This window comes from Mycobacterium sp. IDUB_36, from assembly GCF_055419225.1.
The window spans coordinates 1,992,455-2,006,318 of record NZ_JBVAXH010000001.1; the positions used below are offsets into that span (position 1 = coordinate 1,992,455).

Here is a 13,864-nt window from a genome sequence, read left to right on the forward strand (position 1 = left end):
TGCGACAAGCATTTCCGCTACCGTGGCGCACATCACATCGATGAGGCGTTCGCTTTCACCCCGACCACGCGTCTCAACCATTGGTTAGCGACAGATCGTCGCTGGAAGATGAGGAAGGTGACGCAATGGGAATCGCAGACAAAGCGAAAAACGCCGCCGAGGACGCAATCGGCAAGGTCAAGGAGACCGTAGGCGACGTCACGGGCAATGACGACCTCAAGGCCGAAGGCCAGAAGGACCAGGGCGTGTCCGGCGTCAAGAAGGTCGGCGAGAACATCAAGGACAAATTCACCAGCTGATCGGATCAACGACTGCGGTGGGTTGCGTTGCATACGCAATCCACCGCAGCTTTTTCCAGCCACCGCACTCGAGCGGTCAGAACGCCTCCTCGCGGAGCTGCATCACCGCGAGGTCGACGTTCGTCGCGATCTCACGCTCGGCGGACAACCGAGGCAGCACGTTCTTGACGAAAAATGTTGCCGTCGTGACCTTTCCGGCATAGAAGGCTGAGTCCGACGGGTTCGGTTCGCCGTCGAGGGCCGCCAGCGCGACCTCCGCGTGCCGCAGCAGCAGCCAGCCGATCAGGAGGTCGCCGACGGCGGTCAGAAACGCCACCGATTCCAGGCCGACACGGTAGAGCTCCTCGGCGCTCTCCTGGGAGGCCATCAGATAGCCCGTCAGGGTGGCAACCCAGGCCTGCATGTCATCCAGCGCGGTCGCCAACTGTTTGCGGGCGTCAGCGAGTTCTGGGCGCGCACCGTCGCTGTCGATGAAGGCTTCGATCTGGGTGACCAGGTGCCCCAGCGACGCGCCCTGGTCACGAATGATTTTGCGGAAGAAGAAGTCCTGCGCCTGGATCGCGGTGGTGCCCTCGTAGAGCGAGTCGATTTTGGCGTCCCGGATGTACTGCTCGATCGGATAGTCCTGGAGGAAACCGGATCCGCCAAAGGTCTGCAGCGACTCGGTCAGACATTGATAGGCCCGCTCCGAGCCGACCCCTTTGACGATCGGCAACAACAGATCGTTGACCCGCTCGGCCAGATCGGCATCTGCACCCGATACTGCCTGGGCGACAACGGAATCCTGGTGCGCCGCGGTGAACAGGTAGAGCGCGCGGAGGCCCTCGGCGTAGGCCTTCTGCGTCAGCAGCGCCCGGCGCACGTCGGGGTGGTGGATGATCGTCACGCGTGGCGCGGTCTTGTCCGTCATCTGCGTCAAGTCGGCACCCTGGATGCGGGTCTTGGCGTACTCCAGCGCATTCAGGTAACCGGTCGACAGTGTGCCGATCGCCTTGGTGCCGACCATCATTCGGGCATATTCGATGATCTTGAACATCTGCGCGATCCCGCGGTGGGTGTCGCCGACCAGCCAACCCGTCGCGGGCAGCCCGTGCTGGCCGAAGGTCAACTCGCAGGTGGCCGAGACCTTGAGGCCCATCTTGTGCTCGACATTGGTGACGAACACGCCGTTGCGCTCCCCCGGTTCGCCGGTCTCGGGGTCGATCAGGAACTTGGGCACCAGGAACAGGCTGAGCCCCTTGGTGCCGGGCCCCGCTCCTTCGGGTCGGGCCAGCACCATGTGCATGATGTTTTCGAAGACGTCGTCGCTGTCGCCGCTGGTGATGAAGCGCTTGACCCCGTCGATGTGCCAGGTGCCGTCGGACTGCTCGACCGCTTTGGTCCGGCCGGCGCCGACGTCGGATCCGGCGTCGGGCTCGGTGAGCACCATGGTCGCGCCCCAGTTGCGGTCGATGGCCATCGACGCCCAATGTCGTTGCTGCTCATTGCCGACCGCGTAGAGGATGTTGGCGAGGATCGGACCGGCCATGTACATGAACACGGCCGGGTTGGCCCCGAGAACCAACTCGTTGATCGCCCACTGCACCATCGACGGCGCCGGCACACCTCCGACGGCCTCCTCCAGGCCGACCCGGAACCATTCGCCTTCGGCCCAGGCGCGCATCGACTTCTTGAACGGCTCGGGCAAGGTGACGACGTGGGTGTCAGGGTCGAATGTCGGCGGGTGACGGTCGCCGTCGGCAAACGATTCAGCCACCGGCCCCTCGGCCAACCGGGCGGCTTCGGAAAGCATCTGCCGCACCGAGTCGCCGTCGAGGTCGCCGAATGCCTCGTCGGCAAGCACCTCATCCAGCTTCAGGAATTCGAACAGGTTGAACTCGAGGTCGCGCACGTTGCTCTTGTAGTGGCCCATGCTGACGCCTTTCGATCGCCTGGGCTGAGCCTAACGCCATTCGGCGCTTGAGGGGTCGTACTCCTGTAACACGAAGCCGCACAACGTATTTGCAGACTGCCGCCCGGAAAACCGCTCAGGTCTGCTCGAGCGCCGTGGAAAGTGCCGCCCGGGAGCGGACCCCGAGCTTGCGGTAGACGGCGCTCAGGTGCATCTCGACGGTCTTCTCAGCAAGGAACAACGCCGCCGCGATCTGCTTGTTGGACCGTCCCGCGGCGGCCAGTTCCGCAGTGCGTTGTTCGGCGCCGGTCAGACGCAGCCCGTCACCGCGGGGGCTGTCCAGGCGGGCGAGGTCCGCCCGTGCCCGCGCCGCCCACAGTGGTGACCCGAGTCGGTCGAAGGTCTCCAGAGCTTCACCCAACGAGCCGGCAGCCTCCTGCCGGCGGCGCCGGCGCCGCTGGATTTGACCCAGAAGTAGCTGCGTGCGGGCGGTTTCAAAGGGCATCGGGAGCCCCTTGTGGTGAGTCATCGTCTGCTCGACAACGCGTTGCGCCCCGTCGAGGTCGCCTCGAGCGGCCAGCAGCTGGCCGCGCCCGCGTGCGCCGATGGCCAGCATCCACGGCCGGTCATGCCGAATCCCATTGCCCTCCAACGCTTCGATCAGAGGTTCAGCCTCGTCGGATCGACCGACGGCGATCAGCGCCTCGATCGCGTCGGGCAGGTGACGACCACCTTCGATCTCGGTGGTCAGGCCGTCGAAGGCGGCCAGGTCGGGCGCCAGCACGTCGAGCGCGGCGGAGTAGTCACCTCCTGACACGTCGAGAAACGCCAGTGTGCTCCGTGGGTCCTTCGCCATCTGGAATGCGCCGATTGCGTTCGACGTGTCCACCGCGGCCTGAGCCAACGCACGGGCTTCCGACTCGCGACCGGCGTATGCGGCGACCGCGCACAGCGGAGTCCATGCGGTGACGAGCGAGAACTTTCCACCCATCTGCTCGGCGCGCTCGAGCGCTTCCTGCGCCGCGCGCGCGGCATCGGCGTAGCGACCCGACCACAAATCGATCTGCGCCACATGCACTGCAGCCCAGATGATGTCGACTTCGGTGCCGCCGTCGAACATCTGTTGCTGAACCGCACGCATCTCTCGCCGGGCGCGGTAGAGCTCACCCATACCACCGTGGACCATCGCCTGTACGGCGCTGGCGCGGAAAAACGTGGTCGCTCCGCTGGCGGGATCCTCCAGTTCCAGTGCTGTCTGCAGCGATTGCTCATCGACACCCCGGCCGGCGACGAAACTGCCTGCCACCCAGATCGACCTCGCCTGGCTCCGCAAACCCGGTACGCCGACCCGATCGGCGAGCTCGACCGCGTCGCCGATGATTCGCAACGCCTCGGTGAAACGATCGGTCATCACCAATGCCAGGGCCAGGCGCAGTCGACACAGCACACCGAGGGCGGGATTGTCTCCCAGCTCGTCGACCGCCTCGCTCATGATGTCGACGGCACCGGCCATGTCGTCGTCGTAGGCCTGGACCCCGCCCAGCCACATCAGCGCCAGACAGCGCAGCGCCCCCGGCGGCGCCTCGCTCAGCGCCGCCTGCAACCGGGATCGCGCCGCGAGGAAGGAACCTGCACGAAAATGCAGTTCTCCCAACCGGATTCGCCGCCACACGACATCGCCACCCAGCGTCAGGGCCAGCTCCAGCAACTCGGCCGCGACCGCCGGCGCACCCTGCGCGATCGTCGCGTCGGCGGCCGCATCCAACGCCGAGAGCATCGTCGTATCGCCGGTCGCGGCGGCCAGGGCGAGATGGCGGGCCCGGATTTCCGGCCGGTCGACGATGGTCGCGAGTTTTCGGTGCATGGCCCGGCGCCGCGATGGGGTGGCATCGGTGTACACCCCGGAGGCGAACAGCGGATGGGAGAACCTCACCCGATCGCCGTCGACCACGAGGGTGCGCAGCGCCCGCATCGATTCGAGAACCGCAACGACGTCGGCGGCCGACTTGTCGGTGGCACGCGCGACCGACTCGAGAGTCGGTGCCGCGCTGCAGGCCACCGCCAGCAACACGTCGGCGGCGTCGGTGTCGACCCGACCGATCCGCTGGCGCACGAGCGCGGTGAGGCTGTCGGGCAGGTCGACCTTGCCGGCGCCGAGGTCGTCGGCCGCACAACGGGCGAGTTCGATCGCGAAAAAGGGATTGCCGCCCGATATCTCGTAGATTCGCGTGATTGTCGGGCGTGGCAGCGGGTGGCCCAATCGGTCGGTGACCAACGCGTGCACCGCGCGCCGCCCCAGCGGTCGGAGCTTGGCTCCGCTGACACTCTCGGGACGGCGGAACTGCAACCACGACCGCTCGTCATCCGAATCCGGTTCGCCGGTACGAAAGCTCAACAGCAGCCCCACCAACCCGGTGAGTCGACGAGCGGCGACGCCGAGCACGGCGCGACTCGATGCGTCCAGCCATTGGACGTCGTCGATGACCAACAGCACCGGGAGCTGCCCGCTCACCTGTTCGACAACCGACGTCAACGCGGTGGCCACGGCCCGTTCGTCGGTGGCCGGACCGCCGTTGTCGGCCTCGCCGCTACACGCCCGCTCCAGCACGTCGCGATGCGGCGTCGGCAACGCTGCGACATCGACGTCTCGGAGCAGGTCCGCGACCGCTGCGTAGGCGTAGGTGACCTCGGCCGGCGAACCCTGCGCCGACAGCACCCGGAATCCGCGCGTCTCGGCGTCGGCGACGGCATCCAGCAGCAGCGTGGTTTTACCGATGCCGGCTTCGCCCTCCACCACCAGCGCGGCGGGTCCGGTCTGGGCACGGGACAGAAACTCTGCCACCGCCACGGACTCCGCGGCCCGTGTGATCGTCTCCCCGCCCACACCCTGCATTTTGCAGGCGAAGTAACGCTACGGACGAGCTTGTGCGGCTTTTTATGCAATAAGGCTTAGCGGCGGCGCTTGGTGGGTATGGAGGGGCGGAAGATCCACAGGTCATATCCGGCTGTAGCCAGCACCGAAGCGGAATTCGAGTTGCTTGCTGGACGCGAGTCTTATATGGTCTCTTACATAGTCCTCAGGAGATGACCATGCTGATCGTCGAACTCAATGTCGCCGGCTATCGCCTGAGCGGCGAATGGGCAGGTCTGCGCCGCAGCACGCTGCGGCCGGCGCGGTTCAATCCGAGGTCTCTCCGGTCCATCCAGTGGCGGATGCCGCAGCTTCGCCAGACTCCCGCAGCCTGACAGCCCGTCACACCCCCATGACGTCAGCCATCAAAACGCGCCGTACCCGCGGCAACACCCGCACCAAAATGCTGATCAGCGCCGCCGAAGTGATGCGCGAGCGCGGCGCCGCCGGCGTAACCATCGACGAGGTGCTGCACCGCAGCGGCGCTCCCCGCGGGTCGGTCTATTACCACTTCCCCGACGGGCGCAACCAGATCCTCGCCGAGGCGCTGCAGTACGCCGGCGACGCGATCACCGCGGACATAGACGATGCCGCCGGCCGCGGCGCAAAGGTGCTGGTTCGGCAATTCGTCGAGTTCTGGGAACGGGTGCTCGCCGAGAGCGACTTCCACGCCGGCTGCCCGGTGGTCGCCGCGGCGATCGGTTCGGGCGAGGACGAAGTGCGGTTGGCCGCCGAGGCGGCACGCATCTTCGCGCACTGGCGGACGGCGCTCACCTGGGCGTTCGTCGCCGACGGCTTCCCGGAACCCGACGCGGACTCGCTGGCGGTCATGTCGATCGCCACGCTGGAGGGCGCCGTCGTGTTGTGCCGCTCCACCCGCAGCAGCGAACCACTGCACAAGGTCTACGAGCAGCTCGAATTTCTGGTCAAGGCAAGGGAATTCGTGCGCCGCAACGGCGTGCCGCAGAGCTGACCGATGGCTAGTCGCTGGCCGGAAGCGGCTTGGCTTCCTTGAGGCTCAACGCCGTCCCGCCCACCGACAACGTCCCGGCGCCGGCCTTGGTCACCAACACCTCAGCGCCCGCCTCGTCCACGTAACGCTTACCCATGATGGCGCCGTCCGAGAACGCGGGATCCAGCTCACCGGAACGCTCCGCACCCAACTCGACCATCGGCGCGCCACCGCAGCGCAGATCCTCGAGGCTGTCGGCGCTGCGGACGACGATCACCTGGGTGTCGCAGACCTGACTCGCCAGACGGGTTCCGTTTTTGATCATGATCTCGATCCTCGGTTGGAGTTACTGCTCGGCCGGAGCGGCGCGAAGCTCTTCGACGATTTCGCGGCGAAGCACTTTGCCCGTCGCATTGGTGGGCAGCTCGTCGCGGAAGACTACCCGGTCAGGGGTTCGCGAGCCCCGCAAACTCTTGCGGACGTGCTCGCGCAACTCCTCCGCATCAGGGTCGGCGCCGGCGGCCGGCACCACCACCGCGACAATCGCCTGCCCCCACTGCGGATCCTCGACGCCGACCACCGCGACGTCGCGCACATCCGGATGCTCGACCAGCACGTCTTCCAGTTCGGCGGGTGCGATGTTCTCACCGCCGCGAATGATCGTGTCGTCGCTGCGCCCGCCGATGAACAGGTAGCCGCCTTCGTCGAGCGTGGCGATGTCCTTGGTCGGGAACCACCCCTGGTCGTCGAGCACCGAACCGATCCCGGTGTAGCGGCCCGACACCTGCTCCCCGCGGACGAACAGCTCGCCGGTCTGCCCGGCCGGCAGCACGGTGCCGTCTTCGCCCCGGATCTGCACTTCGACACTCGGCACCGGCTGCCCGACCGAACCCAACCGCTTCAGCACCGACGGATCGGCGGCGGCCTGCGCCTCGCGGTGATCGTCCGGGGTCAGCACGGCGATGGTCGAGCTGGTCTCGGTCAGGCCGTAGGCATTGACGAAGCCGACCTGCGGTAACAGCTCCAAAGCGCGGCGTACCAGCGGCAACGGCACCTTTGAACCGCCGTAGGCCAGGTTGCGCAGCGACGGCAGCCGGTGCGCGCCGCCTTCCAGAACCGAGACGATGCGGTCCAGCATGGTCGGCACCACCGTCGCGCTGGTGACGTGCTCGGCGTCGATCAGACGCAGCCACTCGTGCGGATCGAAGACGGGCAGATAGACCATCTTGCGTCCGGCGTACAGATTCGACAGCGCCGCGCTCACCCCGGCGATGTGGTACGGCGGTACACAGATCAGCGCGCCGTCGGTCTCCTCGGCGGAGCCGAACTCGACGGTGCCGGTGACATAGCTGGTCAAGTTGTTGTGAGTCAGCTCAACGGCTTTGGGCTGCGAAGTGGTGCCCGACGTGAACAACACGATGCCCACCGAGTCCGGGTCGGCGAACTCCACCGCCGGCTCGGCTTCACGGGCCTGCGCCAGAAAATCGTCGGACAGGATGACCTGTTTCGCCACCCCGTCGAGGCCGGCCGGCCCACCCAGCTCGTCGAGGTAGCGGCTGTCGGCGACCACCAGCGGATCGGGCAGTCGCGCGATCAGCGTCTTGATCCCGTCGGCGGACAGCCGGTAGTTGATCGGGGTGAACGTCTGGCCGGCCCGCGCCGACGCGAAGATCAGCAGCGGCAGCATCGCGCCGCCGAGTCCCACGTAGACGACGTGCGACGCCCCTGCGGCCGCGATGATCCCGGCCCCGCCGTCGGCAAGATCGCTGAGCTGCTGGGTGGTCATCCGAACGTCTCCGGAGACGACGGCCGTCCGCTCGGGATCGCTCGAGCTGGCCATCTCGAGAAGTAGCGAAATACTCACGCTCGCACTTTCTGTGGAGTCCACACGTTACAAAGCTTGGCAGAAGTGTCAGGCAAGTTTAGATGACGTCACATTGCCCGCCTCGTCGTGGCCGACGTCACGGCCGATGACCCGTTTACCTGCAAATCGACCGGTTACCCCGCTCCGAGGCCGCCAGTAGTTGACCAAGCAACCACGAGCGAGTTGGGGGACTTCGCATTGACGACCCTGCAATCAGCACCACCTGTCATCCATTCCACCTTCACCAGGCTGCGCGCCGGCATCGCCGGCGCGATGTTGGCCGAGTTCTTCGGCACGTTCGTGCTGCTGCTGCTCGGCCTCGGCACCTGCGCCGTGAACGTCGTCGGCCTGCCGGGTTCCGGCCGGCAGACCATGCCGTTCGGGCCGGACAACTGGCTGATCAACGTCTTCGGCTGGGCGTTCGCAGTGACGCTGGCCGCGTACGTCTCCGGCGGTATCAGCGGCGCACACTTCAACCCGGCGGTCACGCTGGCCTTCGCGGTCGCGCGAAAGTTCTCCTGGCGCAATGTGATTCCGTACTGGGTGGCGCAACTCGCCGGCGCGTTCTGCGCCGCCGGTGCGGTGTACGCGGTCTACCGCGCCGCCATCGAAGCGCATGACGCCGGAGTCCCCCGATCGAGCGCCATGGACACCTACGGGATCTTCGGCACCTCGCCCGCGCAGTACTTCCACGGCGGCTACCTCGGGCCGGTCGTCGACCAGCTGGTCGGCACCGCGATCCTCATCGTGCTGATCGCCGCACTGATCGACAACCGCAACCAGGCGCCCGCCGGCAACCTGGCGCCGCTGCTGATCGGCTTCGTGATCGCGGTGATCGGCTGCTCCTACGGCACCAACGCCGGCTACGCGCTCAACCCTGCGCGCGAGCTCGGTCCGCGCGTGTTCGCGTGGCTCGAGGGCTGGGACAAGTTGGCGCTGCCCGGCGATTACGGGCAGACGACCAACTACTGGTGGATCCCGGTGTTCGTGCCGTTGGCGGGCGCCGTCGTCGGCATCCTGCTCTACGACTTCTTCATCGGGCACGTGCTCGATGCCCGCGCCACCATGCTGCTCACCCCGGAGCCGGGGCTGGCACCGGTACCCACCACCGACGCCGCGGCGGGCGTGGCGGGTCCGGTCACCGTGGAGGACAGCGCGGACGCCGAGGAAGATCAGGCCGCGTGAGCTAGGAGCCGGTCCATTTGGCCGGTCGCTTCTCGGCGAATGCGATCGCGCCTTCCTTGGCGTCGTTGGAGCTGAACACCGGCATCAGGATGCTGTTCTGCTTGGCGAAACGCTCGTCGGGGCTCCAGCCGCGGGATTCGACCATGATCTGCTTGGTCGCGGCCACCGCAAGCGGCCCGTTGGCGGTGATCCGCTCGGCCAGGTCGATCGCCGCGTCCAACGCGCCGCCGGGTTCGGCAAGGACGTTGACCATCCCCAGTGCGTGGGCCCGTTCGGCGGTGAAGCTCTCACCGGTGAGCGCCAACTCCATCGCGACCGCCGGCGGAATGCGTTCGGGCAGTCGCAGCAGTCCCCCACCGCCGGCGACCAGTCCGCGCTTGACCTCGGGAATGCCGAACGACGCGTCCCTGGACGCCACGATCAGGTCGGTGGCCAGCGCCAACTCGGTGCCGCCGGCCAGCGCATAGCCCTCCACCGCCGCGATCAGCGGCTTGACCGGACCGCGCTCGGTGAAGCCCATCCCGCGACCCTCGACCAGCGGAACCTCGCCGCGGGCGAACGCCTTGAGGTCCATGCCCGCGCAGAAAGAGCCGCCCGCACCGGTCACGATGCCGACCGACAGTCCGGGGTCGTTGTCGAGCTTGTCCACCGCGTCGGCCAGGCCGTGGGCCACCGCCGAGTTGACCGCGTTCTTGGCCTTGGGCCGGTTGATGGTGATGATCAGGATCCGGTCCCGCTGCTCGACCAGGACTTCGGGTTCGGTGGCTTCTTCAGTGCTCACGGCGGTGTGACACTCCTTGATTGATTTCCAGTACGGCTTTCGAGGAGATGGTATCGAGCCGTTGCGGCTCGGCTAGCATCACAGCCAAATGGCTGCTACCGACATCGAACCAACCGAGATCTCCAAGTGGGATCCCGGCCTCACCGAACGGGTGATGGGCTGGCTGCGTCCGCTGATCAAGGGCTACCACCGGGCCGACATTCGCGGCTTCGAGTCGTTCCCGCCGGGCGGCGCGCTGGTGGTTGCGAACCATTCCGGGGGCCTGTTCCCGATGGACGTGCCGGTCTTCGCCACCGGCTTCTACGAGCACTTCGGCTACGACCGTCCGGTGTACACCCTGAGCCACGACATCATCTTCACCGGACCCACCGGTGATTTCTTCCGTCGCACCGGTTTCATCCGGGCCAACCACGAAAACGCCGACGAGGCACTGCGATCCGGCGGGGTGGTAGTGGTGTTCCCCGGCGGCGACTACGACGTCTACCGCCCGACGTTGTCGGAGAACGCGATCGACTTCGACGGACGTACCGGCTATGTACGCGCGGCGATCAACGCCGGGGTGCCGATCGTGCCGGCTGTGACGATCGGCGGTCAGGAAAGCCAGCTGTACCTCTCCCGTGGAACCGGATTGGCCAAAGCGCTCCGACTGGACAAGCTCTTACGGGTGAAGATCCTGCCGATCTCGGTCGGCTTCCCGTTCGGGTTGTCGGCGGTGCTGCCGATCAACGTGCCGCTGCCGACCAAGATCGTCATGCAGGTGCTCGAACCCATCGACGTGACAGCGGAATTCGGGGAGAACCCCGACATCGACACGGTCGACTCGCACGTCCGGCGCGTCATGCAGAAGGCACTCGACGGGCTGGCCAAAGAACGCCGCCTGCCGGTAATCGGGTAGCCGTGGCGCTCGGTCTGCTGGGCAGCATGGTCCGCGCGGGCATCATCGCGCCGATGCGACCCGACAAGTATCTGCGCATCATCGGCGCGGTCCGGCGCGAAGGGCTCACCGTCACAAGTGGATTCGGGATGTCTGCGCAGCGGTGCCCGAACCGGGCCGCATTGATCGACGAGCTGGGTTCGCTGACCTATCGCGAACTCGACCGGCGCGCCGACGCGTTGACCGTTGCGCTGCAGGGCTTACCGGGCGGAACGCCGGAGGTGGTGGCCATCATGTGCCGCAACCACCGCGGGTTCGTCGAGGCTCTGATCGCGGCGAACCGGATCGGCGCCGACGTCCTGCTGCTCAACACGTCGTTCGCCGGCCCGGCCCTGGCCGATGTGGTGAATCGTGAGGGCGCGGACGCGGTGATCTACGACGAGGAGTTCGCCGAGTCGGTCGATCGTGCACTGGCCGACAAAGCCGACACCACCCGCATTCTCGGGTGGACCGACCATCCCGACCAGCACGACGTCACCGTCGAGGAGCTGATCGCGACCCACCTCGGCGAGCGGCCCGCCAAATCGGAACGCACCGGCAGGATGATCCTGCTGACCTCGGGAACCACCGGAAACCCCAAGGGAGCCAAGCACTCCGGCGGCGGCGCGACCGAGCTCAAAGCGATCCTCGACCGGGTGCCGTGGCACACCGAGGAGACCACGGTGGTGGTGGCGCCGATGTTCCACGCCTGGGGGTTCTCGCAATTGATCTTCGCGGCGTCGCTCGGCTGCACGGTGGCCACCCGGCGCAAGTTCGATCCGGAGGCCACCCTCGATCTGATCGACCGCCACCAGGCCACCGGGCTGTGCGTGGTGCCGGTGATGTTCGACCGGATCATGGACCTGCCCGACGAGGTGCGCCGCCGGTACAGCGGTCGCTCGCTGAAATTCGCCACCGCGTCCGGATCGCGGATGCGGCCCGACGTCGTCACGAAATTCATGGACGAGTTCGGCGACATCCTCTACAACAACTACAACGCGACCGAGGCGGGCATGATCGCGACCGCCACACCCGAGGATCTGCGGGCAGCACCCGACACCGCCGGAAAACCCGCTGTGGGCACCGAGATTCGCATCCTCGACTCCGAGCATCGGCCGGTGCCCACCGGCGAGGTCGGCCAGATCTTCGTCCGCAACTCCAACCGGTTCGACGGCTACACATCCGGCGGGGGAAAGAACTTCCACGACGGCTTCATGGCGTCCGGCGATGTCGGTCGGCTCGATGAGTCGGGGCGTCTCTATGTAGTGGGCCGCGACGACGAGATGATCGTGTCCGGCGGCGAGAACGTCTACCCGATCGAGGTGGAGAAGACGCTGGGATTGCACCCCGACGTCGCCGACGCCACGGTGCTGGGCGTCGACGACGAGCAGTACGGACAACGGCTTGCCGCGTTCGTGGTTTTGACGCCGGGCGCGTCAGCCTCCGGCGATGACCTCAAACAGCACGTCCGGGAGAACCTGGCCAACTACAAAGTGCCACGCGAGATCATCGTGCTCGATGAATTGCCACGCAGCAGCACCGGCAAGATTTCGCGGCGCGATCTGCAGAGCCACCTCCACGGCGACGGCAGCTGAGGCGAACCGACGCTCGTCTCGCCGCCCGTGACATCTGACGCTCAGGCCGGTGCCAGCGCCTCTTCGACCACCGTCAACTTCTCCGAAAGCCCAGCGGCGCGCCGGATTTCGACGAGTTCATCGACGACGGCCTCAGTGACCTCGTGCGGGTCGTCGACCGTCGCGCCGTCGGACAGCACCGAAACATTCAGCTGGTCAACGTAACTCCACACGGTGATGTTCAGGCCACTGCCGGTGGTCAGCGGCCCCACTGAGTAGATCTCGGTGACCTTTGCACCACCGACCCGCCCGTGTTCACGCGGACCCGGCACGTTGGAGATCGGCAGGTTGAGCACCTTGTTCTGCCCGTCGCGTTCGGCCAGCCACCGGAACAGCGACTCCGACGGCCCCGGCGGAAAGTATGCGGCCCAGCGGCTGACCAGTTCCGGTCCGAGCAGATGGTGACTCTCCTTGGCGTCGACCGCGTAGTCGTGCGAGCGCCGCACCCTTTCCAGCGGATCGTCGACGTCGGCAGGCAACGCCACCATCATGCCGGTGAACAGGTTGCCCGACACCCGGTCCGGCGAGAAGTCGAAACTCACCGGCACCGAGGCCAGCAGCGGATGGTCGGAGCTGCCGTCGTAGCGCATCCGCAGCTTGCGCAACGCGCCGGCCGAGAGCGCCAACACCATGTCGTTGATGGTCGCGCCCAGGGCCTTGCTGGTTTCCTTGATGTCGCTCAGCGCCAAAGTCGCTGTGGCAAAACGACGTTCGGGCGTCAACATGTGGTTCATGAACGTCGGCGGCGGGGAGAACGGCATGGTCAGTTCCGGTGACAACTTGCGCGAGCTGCGGCGGACCCGGTTGATGCCCTTTGCGGTGTAGCCGATCGTTGCCGGTATCCGCCCGATATGGCGCATGTGATCGGCGAACGCCGAGCGCACCAGCTCACCGGTCGACGGTGCCGGATCCGGGGCGTAACGGACCTCGCCGGACTGCGGACCGGGCGCCAGATCCATGCCGCGGGCAAGCAGATTCGCCGCGGCCACCCCGTCGGCGAGCGCGTGGTGGACCTTGCCGACCACCGCAATCCGATTGTCGGCCAACCCTTCGACGAAATACATTTCCCACAACGGGTGGTCGCGGTCCAGCGGAGTGCTGGCGATCTCACCGATCGCCTCGTCCAGCTCACGGCGCCCACCCGGCGCCGGTAATTGCCACGGTCGCACGTGATAGGTCAGGTCGACGTCGCAGTTCTCCCGCCACATCGGATGGTGCAGTTTGAGCGGAATGTCAATCAGCTGATAGCAAAACGGCTCCAGCTTGTACAGCCGACTGTGGATCACCCGACGAAACGCGTCGATGTCGAAGTCGCGGCGGTCCGTGTCGAGTTCGATCACCGCAACCTTGAGCGTGTGCATGTGCACGTTCGGCGTTTCGCTGTACAGCAGTACTGCGTCCCAGCCGCTCAGCCGCTTCATGGGTCGGACCTTA

The 13,864-nt window shown here is 66.5% G+C and carries 12 protein-coding genes; 6 read left to right on the forward strand and 6 right to left on the reverse strand.

Annotated elements, in window-relative coordinates; all coding sequences use genetic code 11:
* The first annotated feature begins 125 nt into the window (after positions 1–125).
* Positions 126–299, forward strand: coding sequence for a CsbD family protein (locus tag ACZYW1_RS09725; RefSeq protein WP_293004069.1), 174 nt, complete (start codon positions 126–128; stop codon positions 297–299).
* A 76-nt stretch (positions 300–375) separates the two neighbouring features.
* Here ACZYW1_RS09725 and ACZYW1_RS09730 read toward each other — a convergent pair whose 3' ends face one another.
* Positions 376–2,211: an acyl-CoA dehydrogenase gene (locus tag ACZYW1_RS09730; RefSeq protein ID WP_463785303.1), complete on the reverse strand. Its 1,836-nt coding sequence runs from the start codon at positions 2,209–2,211 to the stop codon at positions 376–378.
* 115 nt (positions 2,212–2,326) lie between these two features.
* Positions 2,327–5,074, reverse strand: a complete 2,748-nt coding sequence (locus ACZYW1_RS09735) for an AAA family ATPase (protein WP_463785305.1) — start codon at positions 5,072–5,074, stop codon at positions 2,327–2,329.
* Positions 5,075–5,280: 206 nt separating this feature from the next.
* On the opposite strand from ACZYW1_RS09735, the gene ACZYW1_RS09740 reads away from it, so the two are divergent.
* Together ACZYW1_RS09740 and ACZYW1_RS09745 are read left to right on the forward strand one after the other, a co-directional pair.
* Positions 5,281–5,436 (forward strand): hypothetical protein, encoded by a 156-nt coding sequence (locus ACZYW1_RS09740; protein WP_463785306.1) that lies wholly within the window; start codon positions 5,281–5,283, stop codon positions 5,434–5,436.
* 17 nt (positions 5,437–5,453) lie between these two features.
* Complete coding sequence (locus ACZYW1_RS09745; protein ID WP_463785308.1) at positions 5,454–6,074, forward strand: TetR/AcrR family transcriptional regulator; 621 nt, start codon at positions 5,454–5,456, stop codon at positions 6,072–6,074.
* 7 nt (positions 6,075–6,081) lie between these two features.
* Here ACZYW1_RS09745 and ACZYW1_RS09750 read toward each other — a convergent pair whose 3' ends face one another.
* Together ACZYW1_RS09750 and ACZYW1_RS09755 are read right to left on the reverse strand one after the other, a co-directional pair.
* A complete protein-coding gene (locus tag ACZYW1_RS09750) occupies positions 6,082–6,378 on the reverse strand; it encodes a hypothetical protein (protein ID WP_463785309.1) in 297 nt (98 codons plus the stop codon).
* A gap of 21 nt (positions 6,379–6,399) precedes the next feature.
* Positions 6,400–7,917: a class I adenylate-forming enzyme family protein gene (locus tag ACZYW1_RS09755; protein WP_463785311.1), complete on the reverse strand. Its 1,518-nt coding sequence runs from the start codon at positions 7,915–7,917 to the stop codon at positions 6,400–6,402.
* 198 nt (positions 7,918–8,115) lie between these two features.
* Between ACZYW1_RS09755 and ACZYW1_RS09760 the strand changes: the two genes are divergently transcribed.
* Positions 8,116–9,102 carry an MIP/aquaporin family protein gene (locus tag ACZYW1_RS09760; RefSeq protein WP_463785313.1) on the forward strand — a complete coding sequence of 329 codons (987 nt, stop codon included), beginning with the start codon at positions 8,116–8,118 and terminating at the stop codon, positions 9,100–9,102.
* A 1-nt stretch (position 9,103) separates the two neighbouring features.
* On the opposite strand, the gene ACZYW1_RS09765 is transcribed toward ACZYW1_RS09760, so the two are convergent.
* Positions 9,104–9,883, reverse strand: coding sequence for a crotonase/enoyl-CoA hydratase family protein (locus tag ACZYW1_RS09765; RefSeq protein ID WP_463785314.1), 780 nt, complete (start codon positions 9,881–9,883; stop codon positions 9,104–9,106).
* An 88-nt stretch (positions 9,884–9,971) separates the two neighbouring features.
* Here ACZYW1_RS09765 and ACZYW1_RS09770 point away from each other — a divergent pair, with 88 nt between their 5' ends.
* Together ACZYW1_RS09770 and fadD12 are read left to right on the forward strand one after the other, a co-directional pair.
* A complete protein-coding gene (locus ACZYW1_RS09770) occupies positions 9,972–10,778 on the forward strand; it encodes a 1-acyl-sn-glycerol-3-phosphate acyltransferase (RefSeq protein WP_463785316.1) in 807 nt (268 codons plus the stop codon).
* 2 nt (positions 10,779–10,780) lie between these two features.
* Positions 10,781–12,391: an acyl-CoA ligase FadD12 gene (fadD12, locus tag ACZYW1_RS09775; RefSeq protein WP_463785318.1), complete on the forward strand. Its 1,611-nt coding sequence runs from the start codon at positions 10,781–10,783 to the stop codon at positions 12,389–12,391.
* A gap of 41 nt (positions 12,392–12,432) precedes the next feature.
* Here fadD12 and ACZYW1_RS09780 read toward each other — a convergent pair whose 3' ends face one another.
* Positions 12,433–13,851 carry a WS/DGAT/MGAT family O-acyltransferase gene (locus tag ACZYW1_RS09780; RefSeq protein ID WP_463785320.1) on the reverse strand — a complete coding sequence of 473 codons (1,419 nt, stop codon included), beginning with the start codon at positions 13,849–13,851 and terminating at the stop codon, positions 12,433–12,435.
* Between the last annotated feature and the right edge of the window lie 13 nt (positions 13,852–13,864).

Bases quoted from the DNA above. Each gene is read 5' to 3' on its own strand.
- ACZYW1_RS09725 (WP_293004069.1), top strand. From the start codon at position 126: ATGGGAATCGCAGACAAAGCGAAAAACGCCGCCGAGGACGCAATCGGC.
- ACZYW1_RS09730 (WP_463785303.1), bottom strand. From the start codon at position 2,211: ATGGGCCACTACAAGAGCAACGTGCGCGACCTCGAGTTCAACCTGTTC.
- ACZYW1_RS09740 (WP_463785306.1), top strand. From the start codon at position 5,281: ATGCTGATCGTCGAACTCAATGTCGCCGGCTATCGCCTGAGCGGCGAA.
- ACZYW1_RS09745 (WP_463785308.1), top strand. From the start codon at position 5,454: ATGACGTCAGCCATCAAAACGCGCCGTACCCGCGGCAACACCCGCACC.
- ACZYW1_RS09750 (WP_463785309.1), bottom strand. From the start codon at position 6,378: ATGATCAAAAACGGAACCCGTCTGGCGAGTCAGGTCTGCGACACCCAG.
- ACZYW1_RS09770 (WP_463785316.1), top strand. From the start codon at position 9,972: ATGGCTGCTACCGACATCGAACCAACCGAGATCTCCAAGTGGGATCCC.
- ACZYW1_RS09780 (WP_463785320.1), bottom strand. From the start codon at position 13,851: ATGAAGCGGCTGAGCGGCTGGGACGCAGTACTGCTGTACAGCGAAACG.